Annotated in this window: 20 protein-coding genes, 1 tRNA gene and 1 pseudogene; 14 read left to right on the top strand and 8 right to left on the bottom strand. The window is 66.4% G+C overall.

Annotated elements, in window-relative coordinates:
- Positions 1 to 123: DNA-formamidopyrimidine glycosylase family protein (locus tag P3W85_RS15920; protein WP_276265505.1), on the bottom strand; the 123-nt coding region annotated here is incomplete at its 3' end.
- A gap of 140 nt (positions 124 to 263) precedes the next feature.
- On the opposite strand from P3W85_RS15920, the gene P3W85_RS15915 reads away from it, so the two are divergent.
- The 8 genes and pseudogenes from P3W85_RS15915 to P3W85_RS15880 form a co-directional block, all read left to right on the top strand.
- The gene (locus P3W85_RS15915) at positions 264 to 2,144 is read left to right on the top strand and encodes a tetratricopeptide repeat protein (protein ID WP_276265502.1); all 1,881 of its coding nucleotides are present in this window, start codon (positions 264 to 266) and stop codon (positions 2,142 to 2,144) included.
- A 99-nt stretch (positions 2,145 to 2,243) separates the two neighbouring features.
- A complete protein-coding gene (lolB, locus tag P3W85_RS15910; protein ID WP_276265501.1) occupies positions 2,244 to 2,864 on the top strand; it encodes a lipoprotein insertase outer membrane protein LolB in 621 nt (206 codons plus the stop codon).
- Complete coding sequence (gene ispE / locus P3W85_RS15905; protein WP_276265500.1) at positions 2,861 to 3,739, top strand: 4-(cytidine 5'-diphospho)-2-C-methyl-D-erythritol kinase; 879 nt, start codon at positions 2,861 to 2,863, stop codon at positions 3,737 to 3,739. Before lolB ends, ispE begins: the two co-directional genes overlap by 4 nt.
- Before the next feature lie 57 nt (positions 3,740 to 3,796).
- Positions 3,797 to 3,873, top strand: a tRNA-Gln gene (locus tag P3W85_RS15900).
- A gap of 94 nt (positions 3,874 to 3,967) precedes the next feature.
- Positions 3,968 to 4,921, top strand: coding sequence for a ribose-phosphate pyrophosphokinase (locus P3W85_RS15895; RefSeq protein ID WP_017229695.1), 954 nt, complete (start codon positions 3,968 to 3,970; stop codon positions 4,919 to 4,921).
- Between the two features lie 123 nt (positions 4,922 to 5,044).
- Positions 5,045 to 5,647: a 50S ribosomal protein L25/general stress protein Ctc gene (locus P3W85_RS15890; protein WP_017229696.1), complete on the top strand. Its 603-nt coding sequence runs from the start codon at positions 5,045 to 5,047 to the stop codon at positions 5,645 to 5,647.
- Positions 5,648 to 5,893: 246 nt separating this feature from the next.
- Positions 5,894 to 6,487 (top strand): aminoacyl-tRNA hydrolase, encoded by a 594-nt coding sequence (pth, locus tag P3W85_RS15885; RefSeq protein WP_276265499.1) that lies wholly within the window; start codon positions 5,894 to 5,896, stop codon positions 6,485 to 6,487.
- A 50-nt stretch (positions 6,488 to 6,537) separates the two neighbouring features.
- A pseudogene (locus P3W85_RS15880) lies at positions 6,538 to 6,648 on the top strand (VapC toxin family PIN domain ribonuclease); the annotation flags it as partial.
- A gap of 30 nt (positions 6,649 to 6,678) precedes the next feature.
- Here the strand turns inward: P3W85_RS15880 and P3W85_RS15875 are convergent.
- The 5 genes from P3W85_RS15875 to P3W85_RS15855 form a co-directional block, all read right to left on the bottom strand.
- Entirely contained in the window at positions 6,679 to 6,939 is a 261-nt protein-coding gene (locus tag P3W85_RS15875) for a YfhL family 4Fe-4S dicluster ferredoxin (protein ID WP_017229698.1), read from the bottom strand.
- 71 nt (positions 6,940 to 7,010) lie between these two features.
- Positions 7,011 to 7,496: a pantetheine-phosphate adenylyltransferase gene (gene coaD / locus P3W85_RS15870; protein WP_011515175.1), complete on the bottom strand. Its 486-nt coding sequence runs from the start codon at positions 7,494 to 7,496 to the stop codon at positions 7,011 to 7,013.
- Between the two features lie 217 nt (positions 7,497 to 7,713).
- Positions 7,714 to 8,343: a 16S rRNA (guanine(966)-N(2))-methyltransferase RsmD gene (gene rsmD / locus P3W85_RS15865; RefSeq protein WP_276265498.1), complete on the bottom strand. Its 630-nt coding sequence runs from the start codon at positions 8,341 to 8,343 to the stop codon at positions 7,714 to 7,716.
- 78 nt (positions 8,344 to 8,421) lie between these two features.
- The gene (locus P3W85_RS15860; protein ID WP_276265504.1) at positions 8,422 to 9,783 is read right to left on the bottom strand and encodes a M16 family metallopeptidase; all 1,362 of its coding nucleotides are present in this window, start codon (positions 9,781 to 9,783) and stop codon (positions 8,422 to 8,424) included.
- 20 nt (positions 9,784 to 9,803) lie between these two features.
- Positions 9,804 to 11,330 carry a M16 family metallopeptidase gene (locus P3W85_RS15855; protein WP_276265497.1) on the bottom strand — a complete coding sequence of 509 codons (1,527 nt, stop codon included), beginning with the start codon at positions 11,328 to 11,330 and terminating at the stop codon, positions 9,804 to 9,806.
- A gap of 60 nt (positions 11,331 to 11,390) precedes the next feature.
- On the opposite strand from P3W85_RS15855, the gene ftsY reads away from it, so the two are divergent.
- The gene (gene ftsY / locus P3W85_RS15850) at positions 11,391 to 12,545 is read left to right on the top strand and encodes a signal recognition particle-docking protein FtsY (RefSeq protein WP_276265496.1); all 1,155 of its coding nucleotides are present in this window, start codon (positions 11,391 to 11,393) and stop codon (positions 12,543 to 12,545) included.
- Positions 12,546 to 12,634: 89 nt separating this feature from the next.
- On the opposite strand, the gene maiA is transcribed toward ftsY, so the two are convergent.
- Both maiA and P3W85_RS15840 read right to left on the bottom strand, forming a co-directional pair.
- Positions 12,635 to 13,282, bottom strand: a complete 648-nt coding sequence (gene maiA / locus P3W85_RS15845) for a maleylacetoacetate isomerase (RefSeq protein WP_017229702.1) — start codon at positions 13,280 to 13,282, stop codon at positions 12,635 to 12,637.
- A gap of 4 nt (positions 13,283 to 13,286) precedes the next feature.
- Positions 13,287 to 13,988: a fumarylacetoacetate hydrolase family protein gene (locus tag P3W85_RS15840; RefSeq protein WP_276265495.1), complete on the bottom strand. Its 702-nt coding sequence runs from the start codon at positions 13,986 to 13,988 to the stop codon at positions 13,287 to 13,289.
- A gap of 208 nt (positions 13,989 to 14,196) precedes the next feature.
- Between P3W85_RS15840 and P3W85_RS15835 the strand changes: the two genes are divergently transcribed.
- The 5 genes from P3W85_RS15835 (at position 14,197) to ybiB (ending at position 19,505) form a co-directional block, all read left to right on the top strand.
- On the top strand, positions 14,197 to 14,844 hold the full coding sequence (locus P3W85_RS15835) for an ANTAR domain-containing response regulator (RefSeq protein WP_276265494.1): 648 nt from the start codon (positions 14,197 to 14,199) through the stop codon (positions 14,842 to 14,844).
- 340 nt (positions 14,845 to 15,184) lie between these two features.
- Positions 15,185 to 16,504, top strand: a complete 1,320-nt coding sequence (locus P3W85_RS15830) for a CmpA/NrtA family ABC transporter substrate-binding protein (RefSeq protein ID WP_276265493.1) — start codon at positions 15,185 to 15,187, stop codon at positions 16,502 to 16,504.
- A gap of 100 nt (positions 16,505 to 16,604) precedes the next feature.
- Positions 16,605 to 17,516 (top strand): nitrate ABC transporter permease, encoded by a 912-nt coding sequence (gene ntrB / locus P3W85_RS15825; RefSeq protein ID WP_430869556.1) that lies wholly within the window; start codon positions 16,605 to 16,607, stop codon positions 17,514 to 17,516.
- 47 nt (positions 17,517 to 17,563) lie between these two features.
- The gene (locus P3W85_RS15820) at positions 17,564 to 18,367 is read left to right on the top strand and encodes an ABC transporter ATP-binding protein (protein WP_276265492.1); all 804 of its coding nucleotides are present in this window, start codon (positions 17,564 to 17,566) and stop codon (positions 18,365 to 18,367) included.
- Positions 18,368 to 18,494: 127 nt separating this feature from the next.
- A complete protein-coding gene (ybiB, locus tag P3W85_RS15815) occupies positions 18,495 to 19,505 on the top strand; it encodes a DNA-binding protein YbiB (protein ID WP_017228170.1) in 1,011 nt (336 codons plus the stop codon).
- The last annotated feature ends 88 nt before the right edge of the window (positions 19,506 to 19,593 follow it).

Here is a 19,593-nt window from a genome sequence, read left to right as displayed (position 1 = left end):
GAGATCCGGCGCGACGGGCCAGCGCAGCCCGCGATGACGCACCACCACGTCGGCAATGCGCCGCCCCACCACATGCGGCAGCAAGCCGCGCCGGGTCACTTCGACCTCCGGCAACTCAGGCATCGAACCTCTCCCTTTTGTGCCACTCAAACCGCCAGAGACCCCAGCCATACTGGCGCCATGCGGATAAGCAAGGCATTGTAGCGGCAGGCTACAATGCCTTTACCTTTCCCATCGCCTTGCGTGCTGGAGCACCCACCCACATGTCGGACCGCCTGGACCGTACCTCGATGACCACCGCTCAATTATTCTCTTTCCGGCGGCCTCTGCGTCACAGGCTTGCAGCAACGGCTGCAGCCGCGCTCGCGGCCTGCGCCCTGGCGCCGCTCGCCGGTCACGCCGCCCCCAGCGAGGGCAAGCCGGCGAGCAGGCCAGCGGCGGAAGCCACGCCAGGCCGCTCGAATCTGCTGCCGCCGAAAATGCCGCTGCCGTCGGTGCCGCTGACGGCAGACATCCTGTACCGGGTCATGGCGGCGGAGATCTCCGCCCAGCGCGGCCTGGCGGGCCCAGCCTACCAGACGTTCCTCGAGCTGGCCCGCGACACGCGCGATCCGCGCTTCGCGCAGCGCGCTACCGAGATCGCCTTCAATGCGCGCAGCGCGCTGCAAGCGCTCGACGCGGCGCGGTTGTGGAACGAACTCGCCCCCACCTCGGCCGGCGCGCGCCAGGTGCTTTCGACCTTGCTGGTCCTGAGCGGCCGCTGGGATGAGGCCGAGCCGCTGCTGGCGCTGCAGCTCAATGGCGTGCCGCCCAGCCACCGCCCGGAAGCCATCCTCCAGATGCAGCAGCAACTCTCGCGCACCAGTGATCCCGCCGGCGCGGCTGCCCTGCTGCAGCGCCTGGTGGCGAACGACATGGGCTCGGCCGAGACCCGCCTTGCACTGGCCCGCGCCAGGGAAACCGCGAGCGATATCCCCGGCGCCCTGACCGAGCTCGACCAGGCCCTGCGTATCCGCCCCGACTACGAAGCCGCCGCCCTGATGGCCGCCGAACTGCGCGCCGACGGTGCCCCGGACCAGGCCATCGCGGGGCTGAAGGCGTTCGTCAGCAGGGCCCCTGCCTCGGTCAACGGACACATCACGCTGGCGCGCCTCTACCTGCAGCAGAACGAACTCCCGGCCGCGCGCACCGAATTCGAAACCCTGCGCAAGATTGCCCCCAAGGACCCGCGCGTACCGCTCGCCCTCGGCCTCACCAGCCTGCAGTCCAAGCGCTATGACGAAGCCGAGCAGTACCTGAAGGAATACCTGCAGCTGGCCGAGCAGGTCCCGGCCGCCAGCCCGGATATCGCCTACCAATACCTGGCGCAGATCGCCGAGGAAAAGAAGGACTATCCGGCCGCCATCGCCTGGCTCGACCGTATCGACGATAGCCGCCTGGCGCCCGCCGCCGCCGTCAAGCGCGCGCAGCTGCTGGGCCGGCTGGGCAAGCTCGATGATGCCCAGTCCGTGTTCAACGACATGCTGGCGGATGCCGAGGATATTGCCGAGCCCGACCAGCGCGCGCAGCGCATGATCGCGATCCGCCAGGCCGAGGTTGGCATGCTGATCGACGCCAAGTCCTACGACCGTGCCCGCAAGGTCCTGGAAGAGCGCACCGCGGCCGAGCCCGACAACTCCGACTGGCTCTATGAGCTGGCCATGCTCGACGAACGCGAGAAGCGTTACGACAGCATGGAAAAACGCCTGCGCCGCGTGATCGCCATGCAGCCGGATCAAAAGCAGGGCTATAACGCGCTCGGCTACTCGCTGGCGGACCGCAACGTGCGCTTGCCGGAAGCCCTCCAGCTGCTGGAGAAGGCCTCCGCGCTGGGCCCGGACGATCCTTACATCATGGATAGCCTGGCCTGGGTCAAATTCCGCCTGGGTCAGCTGCAGCCCGCGGCCGATCTGCTCAGGAACGCCTACGCCAAGGCCCCCGAAGCGGAAATCGGCGCCCACCTGGGCGAGGTGCTCTGGCAGCTCGGCCAGCAGGACGAGGCGCGCAAGACCTGGACGGAAGCCGCCAAGATCGAGCCGGACAACGTCACCCTGATCGATACCCTGCGCCGCTATAACGTGCCGCTCTCCGCGCTCACCAAGTGAGCCGCCGCCCTTCCAGATAGCCCGCAATCCTCTGCCGGCCGGGCCTCGCCCGGACCGGCACACCGGCGCCGCCGTGCGCCGGTGCGCAAGCCGAACGCCATGCCCACATCCCGACGCCTAGCCCTGCTCTGCCTGACCGCCCCACTCTGGCTTGCCGCCTGTGCCTCCATTACACCCACGCGCCAGTTCGACGCGGGCGAGGCCGCCGCGGTGCGCGACCTTAGCGGCCGCTTCGCCGCAAACTATGTGCGCTACGGCCGCGAAGAAGGCGTGCAAGGCAACTTTCGCTGGCATGAGCAGGGCCGCAATGTGCGCCTGGACCTGATCTCGCCGCTGGGCCAGACCCTGGCGGTGGTCACCTCGACGCCCTCGGGCGCGACGCTCGACCTGCCTAACCAGGCACCGCGCAACGCACCCGAGGTCGATACCCTGCTGGAAGAGGCGCTTGGCTTCTCGCTGCCCGTGGCCGGCATGCGCGACTGGCTGCATGCCCGGCCCGCGCCCGGCAGCCCGGCCCGCACCACGCGCGACGATAGCGGGCGCCTGGCCACGCTGGCGCAAAACGGCTGGACCGTGCGCTATATGGCATGGCAGGAACCGTCCGCCGCCGCGCCGGCAACATCGGCCGCTGCAAGTCCGCGCCGCATCGACCTCGCGCGCGACGGCGACGCCAGCCCGCTCTCGGTACGCCTTGTGATCGATCCGGAGCAAGCGCAATGAACACGGCCCGCCCCCTGCCCCCGCCGGATCTGCGCGACTGCCCGGCACCCGCCAAGCTCAACCTCTTCCTGCACGTCACCGGACGGCGCGCGGATGGCTATCACACGCTGCAGACGGTATTCCAGCTGGTCGACTGGTGCGATACGCTGGACTTCCACCGCCGTAAAGACGGCCGCATAGAACGGACTACCGAGGTGCCAGGTGTGCCGGCCGAAAGCGACCTGATCGTGCGCGCTGCGCGCGCCTTGCAGCAGGCCAGCGGCACCACGTTCGGCGCGGACATCGCCATCGCCAAGCGGCTGCCGATGGGCGGCGGTATCGGCGGGGGCTCTTCAGACGCCGCCACCACGCTGCTGGCCCTCAATCATCTGTGGGGCCTGGGACTGGAACGGGAAGCGCTCAAGCGCATCGGCCTTGCCCTGGGTGCGGACGTGCCCTTTTTCCTGCACGGCGAAAACGCCTTTGCGGAGGGCATCGGCGAGGAACTGGCCACGGTGACATTGCCCGAAAGCTGGTTCGTGATCGTCCATCCGCGCCAGCATGTTCCGACCGCTGCAATTTTTTCAGACCAACGCTTGACAAGGGATACTCCGGTCAGCATAATAGCGGACTTCACTGGATGCAAAAACAAATTCGCTTTCGGTTGCAACGATCTGGAAACGATAGCAACAGTGAAGTTCGGCGAAGTTGCCCGAGCCCTTGAATGGCTGAGACAATACAGTCCCCATGCAAGGATGACCGGTTCCGGAGCCTGCGTGTTTGCACGGTTTGATGACGAGCAGACGGCGCAGCAGGTACTAGACCGGTTGCCTCCCGAATGGGATGGCAGGTGTGCGAGGAGTTTATCGCATCACCCGCTCGCAGCGCTCGCATAGAAAAGTTTTTCGTTTGGCGTCGCAGTTGTTTGTGACGATGAACGTGCCCGGTTGTGTAGGGGAGTCGCCAAGTTGGTCAAGGCACCGGATTTTGATTCCGGCATTCGAAGGTTCGAATCCTTCTTCCCCTGCCATTACATTCCTATAGTGTCCTAACGGACATGCATGACAAGCTGCCGGCAATAGCCGGCAGCAGTCTTTCCCCCAGCAGCAAGACAGGTGCCCCGAATGAGCAGCGAAGGCTTGATGGTATTTACCGGCAACGCCAACCCCAAACTCGCGGAGGCTGTCGTACAGCACCTCGGCATCCCACTCGGCAAGGCGCAGGTAGGCCGCTTCTCCGACGGCGAAGTTCAAGTCGAAATCCAGGAAAACGTTCGCGGCAAGCACGTCATCGTGCTGCAGTCCACCTGCGCGCCGACCAACGATAACCTGATGGAACTGATGGTGATGGTCGATGCGCTCAAGCGCGCCTCGGCACGCAGCATCACCGCCGCCATGCCCTACTTCGGCTATGCCCGCCAGGATCGCCGCCCGCGCTCGGCGCGTGTCGCGATCTCGGCCAAGGTGGTTGCCAATATGCTGGAAGTCGCCGGTGTCGAGCGCGTCCTGACCATGGACCTCCACGCCGACCAGATCCAGGGCTTCTTCGATATCCCGGTTGACAACATCTACGCCTCCCCGGTTCTGCTGGGCGACCTGCGCGAGAAGAACTACGGCAATCTGCTGGTGGTCTCTCCCGACGTCGGCGGCGTGGTGCGCGCCCGTGCGCTGGCCAAGCAGCTGAACTGCGACCTGGCCATCATCGACAAGCGTCGCCCCAAGGCCAACGTGGCCGAGGTGATGAACATCATCGGTGAAGTCGACGGCCGCAACTGCGTGATCATGGACGATATGATCGACACCGGCGGCACGCTGTGCAAGGCAGCTCAGGTGCTCAAGGAGCGTGGCGCGCTGAAGGTCTTCGCCTACTGCACCCATCCGGTGCTGTCCGGCGGCGCGGCTGCCCGTATCGCCGACTCCGAGCTGGATGAAGTGGTGGTGTGCGACACCATTCCGCTGCGCGACGATGCCATCCAGTCCGGCAAGATTCGCCAGCTCTCGACCGCCTCGCTGCTGGCCGAAACATTTACCCGGATCGTCAAGGGCGACTCGATCATGTCGCTGTTTGCGGATTCCTGATAGAATTCAAGGCTTTACCGCGTTTTCGTCGCTTTTTTGGGGAACATCCCCGGATTGCAGCACATGGCGCGGTTCTCATCGGGCTGTCTGGTCGCGGACAGCCCTCTTACATTTGGAGTCATCATGAAAGTAGTAGCCTTCGAGCGTAGCGTACAGGGAACGGGTGCGAGCCGCCGCCTGCGCAACGCCGGCAAGACCCCCGGCATCATCTATGGCGGCGCTGCCGAACCCAAGATGATCGAACTCGATCACAACGCACTGTTCCACGCGCTGAAGAAAGAAGCGTTCCACTCGTCGATCCTCGACATCGAAGTGGAAGGCAAGGCTGAAAAGGCCCTGCTGCGCGCTTTCCAGATGCACCCGTTCAAGCCGCTGGTCCTGCACGTCGACTTCCAGCGCGTGTCGGCCACCGACAAGATCCACGTCAAGGTGCCGCTGCACTTCATGAACCAGGAAAACGCCCCGGGCGTGAAGCTGGGCCATGGCATCGTCAACCACATCCTGAACGAACTGGAAGTGTCGTGCCTGCCGGCCGACCTGCCTGAGTTCCTCGAAGTGGATCTGGGCAATGCGGAACTGGGCCAGACCCTGCACCTGTCGGACATCAAGCTGCCGAAGGGCGTCAGCGCCATCACCCACGGCGACGAAAACCCCGCTATCGCCAGCATCTCGCTGCCGGCTGGTGGCGTGTCGGAAGCTGCCGAAGGCGAAACGCCCGCTGCCTGAGTGCCCTGAACGCAGCCTTCAGGCTGCGTACCGGGACGGCTCCCGCAGCCGCAAGAAAAAACCGCCGGCGCGTCCGGCGGTTTTTTTTCGTGCGTCGTTTCGCGTATGCTTGGCCCCTGACGGCCCACGGCGATGCGAAGCGAGCCGTGAAGGTTCGACTCCCCGAGGGGAGGTGAAACGGCCTTTGACTGTGAAGTTACGCCGTTAAGCAGTCGCAGTTAGTCCCCCAACCAAGTAGCGCAACGCATGATCAAACTCATCGTCGGCCTCGGCAACCCCGGGGCGGAATACGAAGCCACACGCCACAATGCCGGCTTCTGGCTGGTAGACCAGCTGGCCCGCATGGCCAGCGTCACCCTGCGCGTGGAAGGCCGTTTCCACGGCCTGGCCGCGCGCGCCCGGCTGTGGGACCAGGAAATCTGGCTGCTCAAGCCGTCCACTTTCATGAACCGTTCCGGTCTCTCCGTGGTATCGCTGGCGCGCTTCTACAAGATCCTGCCGGACGAGATCCTGGTGGCCCACGACGAGATGGACCTGCCTGCCGGTACCGTCAAGCTCAAGCGTGGCGGCGGCGCGGGTGGCCACAACGGCCTCAAGGATATTTCGGCTCACCTGACGACGCAGGATTACTGGCGCCTGCGGCTTGGCGTCGGTCACCCGCGCAATTCGGCGGGCGGTGGCGGCGACCGCGAGGATGTGGTCAACTTTGTGCTGAAACCGCCGCGCCGCGAGGAACAGCAAGCCATCGACGAAGCCATCGACCACAGCATGGCGCCGCTGGCGCTGCTGGCCAAGGGCGAGTCCGAACGCGCCATGATGGCATTGCATACGGCACGCTGAACCGCCGTTCGCGCGCGCTTGCCACCCCGGGGTCAAGATCCGAAAGGGGTGCCATTATCCGGGCTTGCGCGCAAGAGCATTCGCTGCTGCCGGTCACGCGTAATACCAAAGACTTCCCTACCGGCGAGCCAGGTGTGCGGATACCCTATCAACTTGCATAGGGGCCGCCATCCCGGACCCAGCCGGCGGCCTCAGGCCACCCGCTTGGCTGCGGTCAGCAGCCGGTAGCGGTCCATCAGGACCTCGCGCGTCTCGATCCGCTTGGGATCATGCGGGATGCAAGCCACAGGGCAGACCTGCTGACATTGCGGTTCATCGAAGTGTCCGACGCATTCCGTGCATTTGTTGGGGTCGATCTCGTAGATCTCGGGCCCCATCGAAATCGCTTCGTTCGGGCACTCGGGCTCACAAACGTCGCAATTGATGCAGTCGTCGGTGATCATCAGTGCCATGGTGTTTCCTTTAAACCAAAGACATGCCCCGCGCCCGACTGGCCGCGGCAGGCATGTTGCAAAGCTCTATTTTATTCCGCTTTGCCGATCTTCTCCTGCAGCCAGCGCTCGACCGAGGGGAATACGAACTTGCTGACATCGCCGCCCAGCACCGCAATCTCGCGCACGAAGGTGCCCGAGATAAACTGATATTGGTCGGACGGCGTCAGGAACATGGTTTCCACGTCCGGCAGCAGGTAGCGGTTCATGCCCGCCATCTGGAACTCGTACTCGAAATCGGATACGGCGCGCAGGCCCCGCACGATCACACGTGCATTGTTCTTGCGCACAAAATCCTTGAGCAGGCCGGAAAAACCCTCCACCCGCACATTGGGATAGTGGCCCAGCACTTCACGGGCGATGCCTATGCGCTCTTCCAGCGAAAAGAACGGGCGCTTGTTGGGGCTATGCGCCACGCCAACCACGAGTTCATCGAAGATGTTGGACGCTCTGCGCACCAGATCCTCGTGGCCCCGGGTCATGGGATCGAAAGTGCCGGGATAGACCGCGACGACCATGCTTCCTCCTTATTCTGCCCGCCGCCGGCCCTGGATGGGCCGATCGGCCCCGCCCCGCTATGGTGGGGGCTGGAGCCAAGGCTGCGTGACGAGCGTTGGCGACAGCGGCGTAGTGTAACGCTAAAAGCGGCACTTGCAAGCCGTCGCATCACGGTTTCGCGGCACTGCCGCATCTTGCGTGCGATGGCCGCCCATTCGGCCTGCGACCGCCGGCGGCTCAGCTGTTCTTGTGCTGCAGCAAATGGAAATGCACCGCACCCGCGCGCGCATGCCGCACGATTTCCAGCGCAGCCGGCACCGGCGCATCCGGGCCGGTCAGCGCGCGGTCGGTTTCCACGTAGACCGCGCCGCCCGGCCGGGACAGCCGCGCCGCGTGTTCCAACGCCGGCCCGAGCCAGTCCTCCGCGAATGGAGGGTCGAGAAACACCACGTCGAAACTGGCTGCGGGCATTTGCGCGGCCATGGCGAAAGCATCGCCCTGCACCACCCGGATCTGCTGCGCGTCAAGCCGGTACTGGTTATCGCGCAACTGCTTCGCCACGCGCGGATTGGCTTCCACCATGGTCACCTGGTGCGCGCCGCGCGAAGCGGCCTCGAAGCCAAGTGCGCCCGAGCCGGCAAACAGATCGAGGCAGGCCAGCCCGGACATGTCCTGGCCCAGCCAGTTGAACAGGGTTTCCCGCACGCGGTCTGGGGTGGGCCGCAACCCTTCGGCGTCAAGCACGGGCAGCGGCGTGCGCTTCCACTTGCCGCCGATGATGCGGACCTGGGCCGGCGACTGCCGGGGCGAGGGGGAAGGGGTTCGCCCGCGGACAGCGGGCGAGGGAGATCGGGTACGGGAATTCATGCCGTGATTGTAGAGCCTGCGGGCAGGATAGCGTGAGTGCCGGGACGCCGGCCCGCGGCGCCCACGCCGGTCGTTGCCTTATTCCGGTCCGCCCACGATCACGGTCGCCAGTGCATCGGGGTGCACATGGCGCTGGAAGGCAGCCTTGACCTGGGCCCGCGTGACCTTGCCGATCTGCGCGGTCCAGGTATCGAGGTAATCCAGCGGCAGCCCATACCAGCCGATATTGGCCACATTGGTCAGCAGCTTGCGGTTGCTGTCGATGCGCAGCGGGAAGCCGTTGACGAGATTGTCCCTGGCCGCCTGCAGCTCGGCGTCGGTGGGGCCTTCCGCCACATATTGCGCGAGCACCTTGCGCACCAGCGCCAGCGCCTCGTTGGTCTGCGCCTTCTTGGTTTGCAGGCCGATGCCGAAGGGTCCGGCCTGCTTGGCCGGCGCGAAATAGCTGTCGACGCCGTAGGTCAGGCCACGCTTTTCCCGCACCTCGTCGGTCAGCCGCGAACTGAAGCCACCGCCGCCGAGGACATAGTTGCCCACCAGCAGGGCGAAGTAGTCGGGGTCGCCGCGCGCAATGGACGGCTGGCCGAGCACCACCGTGGCCTGCTGGGCCGGATGGGGCACGCGCTGCTCGCTGGCGGGGATCGTCGGTTGCACGGGCGGCATTGCCGGCGGCGCGGTGCCCGCGGGCAAGCCGCGCGTCAGTTCCTCGGCGATGGCCTCGGCCTGTTTGCGGTCGATGGCGCCGATCAGCGTCAGCACGGCGCGCGAAGGCGCGTAGTTGTCCCGCCAGAAGCGTTCGATATCGGCCCGCGTGATCGACTCGACCGAGGCCACGGTAGGCGAGACGCCGTACGGGTGGGCCGGATAGATCGCGCGCGACATCATCTTGTCGGCGATCACGCCGGGCTTGGTGTCGGCCTCGCGGATGGCGGTGATCAGGCGTTGCTTCTCGCGCGCCACCACGGCATCCGGATAAGCCGGTGCCTTGATCAGTTGCGCGGTCAGGGCAAGCGACTGGCTGAGCTCCGGCTCGGAGGTCAGCGTGCGCAGGCCAATGCCGCCGCGATCGCTGCTGGCGGCACCGCCGAAGTCGGCGCCGGTGTCGGCGAAGGCATCGGCCACCTGCGCCTCGTTGCGCGCGGGCTGGCCGTCCAGCGCGGCCGAGCCCTTGTCGAGCAGGGCCGAGGCAAGCGTGGCAAGGCCAGCCTTGCCGGGAGGGTCATAGCGGCTGCCGGCGTCGAAATCCAGGTTGACGTCTAGCATCGGAATGGACGGGCTGCGCACGAAGTACACGCGGGCGCCGCTGGAGGTGGTCCATTGCTCGATCGGGATGGCGGCCAGTACAGCCTGCGAGGCGATCAGGGCAAGCGCGCCGCAGGCCGCGACCGCGAGGCGGCGCAGCTGGCGTGGCGACGGGATCGTCGGGACAAAGAGAGACATCATCGGTCCTCTGAAAGGCTTTAGCGAAGCGAGCCGGCGTTGGCCGGCGCCTGCGGCTTGTTCGGGTCGATCGGCTGCGGCAGCAGGGTCGCCACCGTCAGGTTATCGTCGTTGAAGTACTTGGCCGCCACGGCCTGCACCTGCTCGGGCGTCACGGTCTTGATCTTCTCGAGCATGCGGTCGAGCTGGTGCCAGGAAAGCCCGGAGATCTCGGCCACGCCGATCTCCATGCCCTGGCCGAACACCGAGTCGCGCTTGTAGATCTGCGACGCCACCACCTGCGCCTTGACGCGCTTGAGCTCCTCGGGCGAAACGCCGTCGCGGGCGACGCGGGCGATCTCGTCGCGCAGGGCGCGCTCGATCTCTTCGGCCGTATGGCCGTCCGCCGGGGTGCCGTCGACAACGAAGACCGACTCGCCGCGATTGATGCTGTCGTAGCCGACGTTGACATCGTCGGCCAGGCGCCGCTCGCGCACCAGGCCGCGCGTCAGGCGGGCGTTGTCATAGCCGTTGAGCACGGCCGCGAGGACCTCCAGCGCATAGGGGTCGACGTCCTTTTCGACGTCATGCAGGCGCGGCACCTTATAGGCCATCACCAGATACGGATTTTCCGCGGGGGCCTTGACCCAGATCCGCTTGATACCCTTCTGCGCCGGCTCGAGCTGGTTCTTGCGCAAGGGCAGCGGGCGCGCCTTGAGCCTGCCGTAGGTACGCTCGGCGAGCGCCTTGACCTCGGCCGCCTTGACATCGCCGGTGACGATCAGCAGCGCGTTGTTGGGCGCGTACCAGTCGCGGTACCAGGCCTGCACATCCTCGACGCGCATATTGTCCAGGTCGGACGGCCAGCCGATCACGGGATGGCGATAGGCCGCCGCGGTGAACACGGTAGCCAGCAACTGCTCGTAGACGGTGCCGCGGGCGGAATCGTCCGTGCGCAGGCGCCGCTCTTCCATCACCACCTTCATTTCCCGCTCGAACTCGTCCTTCTTGATGATGAGGTTGGCCATGCGGTCGGCCTCCAGTTCCATCATCTTGGGCAGGTACTGCTTGCTGATCTGCTGGTAGTACAGGGTGAAATCGCGGTTGGTCATGGCGTTTTCACGCCCGCCCAGGGCAGCGATCTGCTTGGAAAACTCCCCTGGGCCAACCTTTGGTGTACCCTTGAACATCATGTGCTCGAGCATGTGCGCCACGCCCGTGGTGCCGCTGACCTCGTCCATGCCGCCGGCGCGATACCAGATCTGGTGCGCAACGGTGGGCGCGCGATGGTCTTCCTTGACAATCACCCGCATGCCGTTGGACAGCTTGAATTCGGTGGTGCTGGCCTCCGCCGCGGCGCTTTGCGCGGCTGTGGCCTGGCCGGAGGGCACGGGCGGGGCCACCAGGCCGGTCTCGGCATGGGCTGCGCCGAACCATGGCAGGGCGATCAACAGCAGGGTGGGAAGAAGGCGCCGGGAAAAAACGGCCGGGCGAGAAGCGCCGGCTCCGGCAAGTGGCGATGCGGTACGGGCGTTACCCGACCTGGACCTGACAGCACAATGGTTCATGCGACCCCGTCTGCTAGAATTTTGGCGATTGATTCTACCGGGGTATTGACCCCTTTCCCAATGTTTAGTTTCTGGAAGAAGCGCAAGGCCGAGCCGGCCAGTGCGCCGCCCGAGGCGCAGGTCTGCGCGCCCGAGGTCATACCCGCCCCGGCGCCAGCCAGCGCGCCAGCGCAGCTTCCCGGCGTCCGGGCCGCCCCGGCGGCTGTCCCGGCCGCTTCGCCGGTGACGAACGCACCGGTCCAGGCTGCGGCTTTCGCTCCGGTCGCGACTGCCGACGACCTGGTGCTGACACCGCCCCCCGCCGCCACGGCCGAAGCCAGACGTGGCTGGATGCAGCGCCTGCGCACCGGCCTGTCCAAGACCAGCCGCAATCTCGGTACGCTGTTCGTCGGGGTCAAGGTCGACGAAGACCTGTTCGAAGAGCTGGAAACCGCCCTGATCATGGCGGACGCCGGCGTCGAGGCGACCGGGCACCTGCTGAGCGCGCTGCGCCGCCGCGTCAAGAACGAACGCATCGAGACCTCCGAAGGCGTCAAGATCGCGCTGCGCGAGCTGCTGACCGACCTGCTGCGCCCGCTCGAGAAGACCATGGCGCTGGGCCGGGAGCAGCCGCTGGTGATGATGATCGCGGGCGTCAACGGCGCCGGCAAGACCACCAGCATCGGCAAGCTGTGCAAGCACTTCCAGAGCTACCACCAGTCCGTGCTGCTGGCCGCCGGCGACACCTTCCGCGCCGCCGCGCGCGAGCAGCTGACGATCTGGGGCGAGCGCAACAACGTCACCGTGGTCTCGCAGGAGAGCGGCGACCCCGCCGCGGTGATCTTCGACGCCGTCAACGCGGCGCGCGCGCGCGGCATCGATATCGTGATGGCCGATACCGCGGGACGCCTGCCGACCCAGCTGCACCTGATGGAGGAGCTGAAGAAGGTCAAGCGCGTCATCGGCAAGGCCATGCCGACCGCCCCCCACGAATGCCTGCTGGTGATCGATGCCAATACCGGCCAGAACGCGCTGTCCCAGGTCAAGGCCTTCGACGATGCGCTGGGACTGACCGGACTGGTGGTGACCAAGCTCGACGGCACCGCCAAGGGCGGCATCCTGGCCGCGATCGCGCGCCAGCGGCCGGTACCGGTCTACTTCATCGGCGTGGGCGAGAAGGTCGAAGACCTGCAGCCCTTCAAGGCCGACGAATTCGCCGAGGCGTTGCTGGGCTGACCGTCACGCTCCACGAAAAAGCCCCGCGCATCTGGCGGGGCTTTTTCGTGCCACGGACCGCGGCGTGCCGCAGTCCCACAAGCGGATCGTCACTCGGCGTCCGGTTGCGCCTTGGGCTCGGCCTGCTGGAACGCGGGCAGCGCCATGCAGGAATCGAACACCTTGGCGATGGCCGGATAGCGGCTGACGTCGATATTGAAGCGCTGCGCGTTGAAGACCTGGGGCACCAGGCAGATGTCGGCCAGGGTCGGCGTATCGCCGAAGCAGAAACGCCCCGCCTTGCCCGCGCGCACGAGGTTGGCGTTGACCGACTCGAAGCCGGTTTCGACCCAGTGGCGGTACCATGCGTCCTTGGCCTCTTCCGCCACGCCCAGCGTGTGCTTGAGGTACTTCAGCACGCGCAGGTTGTTGAGCGGATGGATCTCGCACGCGACTTCAAGCGCCACGGCACGGATATAGGCGCGGTCGAGCGCGCTGCCCGGCAGCAACGGCGGCTCGGGATGGGTTTCGTCGAGGTACTCGACCATCGCCACCGATTGCATCAGGACCTGGTCGTCGTCGACCAGGGTGGGCACCAGCGCGTCTGGATTCATCGCGCGATAGGCCGGCAGGAGCTGCTGGCCGCCGTCGCGCAACAAATGGACCGGCAGGTACTCGTACGGCAGTCCCTTCAGGCTCAGCGCGATGCGCACCCGGTACGAGGCCGAGCTGCGGAAGTAGCTGTATAGCTTGAGCATTGCGTCACACCACCTTGACGGCGAGCTCGCCCACGCCGTCGATCTTGCACAGCATGACATCGCCCTTCACTACCGGGCCCACACCTTCGGGCGTGCCGCTGTAGATGAGGTCGCCGGGTTGCAGCTCGAACAGCTTCGACAGATAGGACACCATCTCCGGCACCGACCAGATCAGGTCGGACAGATCGCCGCGCTGCTTCTCCGCGCCATTGACCGACAGCGTCACCGCGCCCTTGCCGGGATGGCCGATGGCGGACACCGGCACGATCGGGCCGATCGGGGCGGACTTGTCGAAGGCCTTGCCGGTTTCCCAGGGACGGCCGGTCTTCTTCGATTCGTTCTGCAGATCGCGGCGCGTCATGTCCAGGCCGACGGCGTAGCCGAATACGTGGCTGGCGGCGTCGGCCTCGGCGATGTCCTTGCCGCCCTTGCCGATGGCCACCACCAGCTCCACTTCATAGTGGCAGTTGCCGGTGCCTTGCGGATAGGGGAAGCTGCCTTCGTTGCCGTCGGCCACATAGCTCACCGCGTCGGCCGGCTTGCAGAAGAAAAACGGCGGTTCGCGATCGGGATCCGAACCCATTTCACGGGCATGGGCGGCATAGTTGCGGCCCACGCAGTAGACCCGGCGCACCGGAAACTGGGCGCTGCTGCCACGCACGGGCACGCCATTGGGCGCCGGCGGGGCAAATACGAATTCGGTCATCCAATCTCTCCAGACTTGTGCTGTGTTGTCGGCCACGCACCGGCACGCGGCGTCGCCAACAGACGCCCCGCCGCGCGGCAGGGCAATAGCATACACCGGCGATTCCGGCCGCGTACGCCCGCATACATTGAATACGGGAATCCCCGCAATACAATGGAAAGCAGCCCGGCTCGAATCTTGCATGGCAAACCCTATCCCAAGTGACGCCATGAACCGACGCCCACCCGCCGCCCCCAGTTCGAAGAATCCCGCGCCTGCTTCCGCGGCGGGTTCGCGCGGTCTGCGCATCCTGTTGGTCCGCGACCCGCACGACGCCGACCCGCTCAATGTCGAAACCATCCACGCCGGCCTGGTGTCGGCGGGATTCACCGACATCGAGACGGTCGATGCCGACCTGCGCCTGCCCGACGCCATCGCCGCGCGGCAACCCGACCTGATCATCATCGCGTCCGAGTCCGCCGCCCGCGACACCGTCGAGCATGTCTGTGTCTCGACCCAGCACGCGCCGCGCCCCATCGTGCTCTTTACCGACAACGACGACGCCCGGCGCATCAAGGCCGCGCTGTCTGCCGGCATCACTGCCTACATCGTCGACGGGCTGCGCGCGGAGCGCGTCAAGACCGTGCTGGACGTGGCCTATGCGCGCTTCGAACTGGACCAGGAACTGCGCGCCGAGCTGGATGCCACGCGCCTGCAGCTGGCTGAGCGCAAGGAGGTCGAGCGCGCCAAGGGCCTGCTGATGAAGGAGCGCGGCATGAGCGAGGATGAGGCTTACAAGCGGCTGCGCAGCATGGCGATGGAACGAGGCATCAAGCTGGTCGAGGCCGCGCGGCGCGTAATCGATGTGATGAGTTGAGCGTGCGGCGCCGGCTGGCGGCCGCCCGCACGGGCTTGGTGCAATGCACAAACATGGAGCCGCCGCGGCACCGGCCGCGCACCGGCACCGCTCCAGCGGGCCGGCCTGCCGCCCCGCTCCCGGACAAACCTGCCCCGCGCCGCCGGGAACATAGTGACGGCGACCATTGGCACGCGGCTTGCGTAATAGGCACGCAATCGGCCAACGACGACCGATTGCAAACCGATGTGCGCGGCCAACGACGGCCGCGCCGCATCACGGGACAACGGCGTCCTGACCTGCCCCCGCATTTCTGGCGAAAGCGGCGCAGTTCAGGACGCTTTTTATCTGGAGCCGTGGAATGCCCCCTCGCCTGAAGATTGCCAAGCCGCTGCACGCCGCTGTCGCCACCGATGCCAGCATTGCCGGCGCCGATGCGGTACCCGCCAGCGGCGGCCGCCGCCGTGCGCTGGCGACCATCGCCGGCGCCAGTGTGATCACGCTGATCGATCCCCTGGTGCGCGCAGGCGCATGGGCGGCCGGCTCCGACGCGCCGGAGAAGCCGGAGGTGAGGATCGGCTTTATCCCGCTGACGGACTGCGCCTCGGTCGTGATGGCCGCCGCGCTCGGCTTCGACAAGAAGCACGGCATCAAGATCACGCCCACCAAGGAAGCCTCCTGGGCCGGCGTGCGCGACAAGCTGGTCAACGGCGAGCTGGATGCGGCCCATGTGCTGTACGGCCTGATCTACGGCGTGCAGCTGGGCATCGGCGGCCCCAGGAAGGACATGGCCGTGCTGATGAACCTGAACCACAATGGCCAGGCCATCACGCTGTCGTCCAAGCTGGCCGAGAAAGGCGTCAAGGATGGGGCTAGCCTGAAGGCGCTGATGATGAAGGAAAAGCGCGAGTACATCTTCGCCCAGACCTTCCCCACCGGCACCCACGCGATGTGGCTGTACTACTGGCTGGCGGCCAACGGCATCAACCCGATGCAGGACGCCAAGGCCATCACGGTGCCGCCGCCGCAGATGGTGGCCAATATGCGGGTGGGCAATATGGACGGCTTCTGCGTGGGCGAACCGTGGGGCGCGCGCGCCATCGCCGACAAGATCGGCTTTACCGCGGAAACCACGCAAGCGATCTGGAAGGACCATCCGGAGAAGACGTTGGGCACCACGGCCGAGTTCGTGCAGAAATACCCCAACACCGCGCGCGCGATGGTCGCCGCCGTGCTGGAGGCATCGAAGTACATCGACGCCTCGGCCTCCAATCGCCGCAAGACCGCCGAGACCATTGCCGCCAAGTCCTACGTCAACACCGACATGGACATCATCCTGGACCGCATGCTGGGCCGCTACAGCAACGGCCTGGGCAAAACCTGGGACGACCCGGACTCGATGAAGTTCTACCAGGACGGCAACACCAACTATCCCTTCCTTTCGGACGGCATGTGGTTCCTCACGCAGCACAAGCGCTGGGGCCTGCTCAAGGATCACCCCGACTACCTGGCCGTGGCGAAGAAGGTCAACCGCATCGACATCTACAAGCAGGGCGCCGCCGCTGCGCAGGTGCCGGTGCCCAAGAGCGACTTGCGCACGGCGCGCCTGGTGGACGGCGTGGTGTGGGACGCCAGCAAGGACCCGAAGGCCTATGCCGACGGTTTCAGGATCAAGGCCTGAAACGCAGCCCTCTCGCAGTCTTTCGTTTTCCGGGTGATATCCATTTGATTGCCGCTTGAACGCCGGCGTGCCAGCACGCCGGCCCTTGAAGGAGCCTGACGTGAATGCACTTGCCCAGCCGGCCACCCACGCCGGCAACCAGGCCGCGCCCGCCGACGACGGCACCGCCGCCGAACCCGCCCTGCCAGGCCACAAGCCAGCCCTCGAACATGCCGACGCCCGCCGCGCGGCATGGCTCGACGCCCTGAGCGCGGCGGTGCTGAAGGCGATACCGCCTCTCGCCGGCTTTGCGCTGTTCCTGCTGGTATGGCAGGGCATCGCCGCCATGATCCCGGCCATTCCGACGCCGGCCGCCACCTGGCAAGCCGCCGTGCCCCTGTTCTCCGACCCGTTCTACCGCAATGGCCCCAACGACCAGGGCATCGGCTGGAACGTGCTGGCATCGCTGGCGCGCGTGGGCGCTGGCTTCGGCCTGGCGGCGCTGATCGGCATCCCGGCCGGCTTCGCGCTGGGCCGCTTCGCCTTTCTCAACGCCATGATGGCGCCCATCATCAGCCTGCTGCGCCCGGTCTCGCCGCTGGCCTGGCTGCCGATCGGCCTGCTGCTGTTCAAGTCGGCAAACCCGGCGGCGATCTGGGCCATCTTCATCTGCTCGATCTGGCCGATGGTGATCAACACCGCCGTGGGCGTGACGCGCGTGCCGCAGGACTACCTGAACGTCGCGCGCGTGCTCGACCTGTCCGAGTGGAAGGTGTTCACCCGCGTGCTGCTGCCGGCCGTGCTGCCCTACATGCTGACCGGCGTACGGCTGTCGATCGGCACCGCATGGCTGGTCATCGTGGCTGCGGAGATGCTGACCGGCGGCACCGGGATCGGCTTCTGGCTGTGGGACGAGTGGAACAACCTGAAGGTGGAGCACATCGTCATCGCGATCTTCATCATCGGCGTGGTCGGGCTGCTGCTCGAATACGCCTTGCTGACGCTCGCCAGGCGCTTCAGCTACGGCAACTGAAGACGGCAACCGAGGCACCAATCGCGCTCAGCGCCAAGGAGAAGCTCATGGAAAAGTTCGTCCGTATCGAAGGCGTCGGGCAGACCTTCAAGACCAGGAAGGGGCCCTTCGTGGCCCTGCGCGATATCAACCTGAACATCGCCAGCGGCGAGTTCATCACGCTGATCGGCCACTCGGGCTGCGGCAAGTCCACCCTGCTCAACCTGCTGGCCGGCCTGGACCGCCCCAGCGCCGGCGCGCTGATCTGCGCCGAACGCGAGATCGCGGGACCCGGCCCGGACCGGGCGGTGGTATTCCAGAACCACTCGCTGCTGCCCTGGCTGACCTGCTTCGAGAACGTCTACCTGGGCGTGGAACGCGTGTTCGGCGGCAGTGAAAGCAAGGCCGGACTCAAGGCGCGCACCCGCGGCACGCTGGCCATGGTCGGCCTCACGCACGCCGAAAACAAGTATCCGCAGGAAATCTCGGGCGGCATGAAACAGCGCGTGGGCATTGCGCGGGCGTTGGCGATGGAGCCCAAGGTGCTGCTGATGGACGAGCCCTTCGGCGCGCTGGATGCGCTCACGCGGGCTCACCTCCAGGACGAGCTGATCAAGATCGTGGCCAAGACGCGCAGCACGGTGGTGATGGTGACCCACGACGTGGATGAAGCCGTGCTGCTGGCCGACCGCATCGTCATGATGACCAATGGCCCGGCGGCCACCATCGGCGAGGTGCTGACGGTGGACCTGCCCCGCCCGCGCGAACGCATGGCGCTGGCCGGGGACAAGACCTACCACGCCTGCCGGAGCGCGGTGCTGGACTTCCTGTATCGCAAGCAGCGCAATCCGGCGCTGAAAGAAGCCGCCTGAAGGGATGCTGAAGGCCAGTGTGCAGCAGCAGGAGCGGGACTGACAGCGCCGGCATTGGCCAATACCATGGGCACGGCCTGCCCTGCTCCGCTATCATGAACCTCAAACAACACTGTCCCAGCCCGCCATGACTACCACGCCAGCCGCACCCGCGACACCCGCCCAGCCTCCGTTCGCCGCGGCGAAGTACATCAAGGAAATCGGCCGGGGCGTCAATGGCGCCCGCGCGCTGCCGCGCGAGGATGCGCAGGCCCTGTTCGACGCCATGCTGGCCGGCCGCGTGGCCGATATCGAACTGGGCGCGGTGCTGATGGCCTATCGCATCAAGGGCGAGGCCCCGCACGAACTGGCCGGCATGCTGGATGCCGCGCACGCGCATTGCCTGCCGCTGGCGGGGCCGCCGGACCGCATCGTGGTGTCCATCCCGAGCTACAACGGCGCGCGCAAGCAGCCCAACCTGGTGCCGCTGCTGGCCCTGCTGCTGGCGCGCGAAGGCATTCCCGTGCTGGTGCACGGCACGCGCCAGTTCAACGGGCGCGTCACCAGCATCTCGCTATTCGAGGCGCTGGGCATCGCGCCATGCGCCTCCGTGGCACAGGCCGAAGGCCAGCTTCGCAGCAAGGACAGGCCGCTGGCGGTGCTGCCGATCGACGTGCTGTCGCCCGCACTGTCGCGCCTGCTCGACAAGCGCACGCAGATCGGCCTGCGCAACTCCTCGCATACGGTGGTCAAGATGCTGCAGCCGGTCGGCGCGCATTCCCCGGCCGAAGCGCTGCGCCTGTACAGCTACACCCATCCCGAGTATCGCGAAACGCTCACCGATTACTTCTCGCGCGAACCGGCCAATGTCCTGCTGGCACGGGGCACCGAAGGCGAAGTGGTGGCCGATGCCCGCCGTGGCGGCCGCATCGACTGGCTGCATGACGGGCACCAGCGCACCCTGGTCGACCCCACTGCCGGCTCGATCGCCGAAGTGCCGGAGCTGCCGCCCGGCAGCGACGTGGACCAGACCGCGGCCTGGATCCGCCTGGTACTGGACGGCAAGCTGCCCCTGCCGGCACCGATCGCCACCCAGATCGAGGCGATCCGCGAGTGCCTGCAACAGGGCACGCGGGTGGCCTGGGCCAACCCCGTCTGACGCGTTAAGCCGGGCAGCACAGCTGCCCGCCGCACTCAGATCTTGCGCTGCGGCAACGGAATCCGGTCATCCTCCCCCGGCACGCGCG

The organism is Cupriavidus basilensis (genome assembly GCF_029335485.1).
Classification (GTDB): Bacteria; Pseudomonadota; Gammaproteobacteria; order Burkholderiales; family Burkholderiaceae; genus Cupriavidus; species Cupriavidus basilensis_E.
The sequence above is the reverse complement of the archived record's forward strand: the minus strand, read 5'-3'. Positions and strand labels throughout refer to the sequence as shown.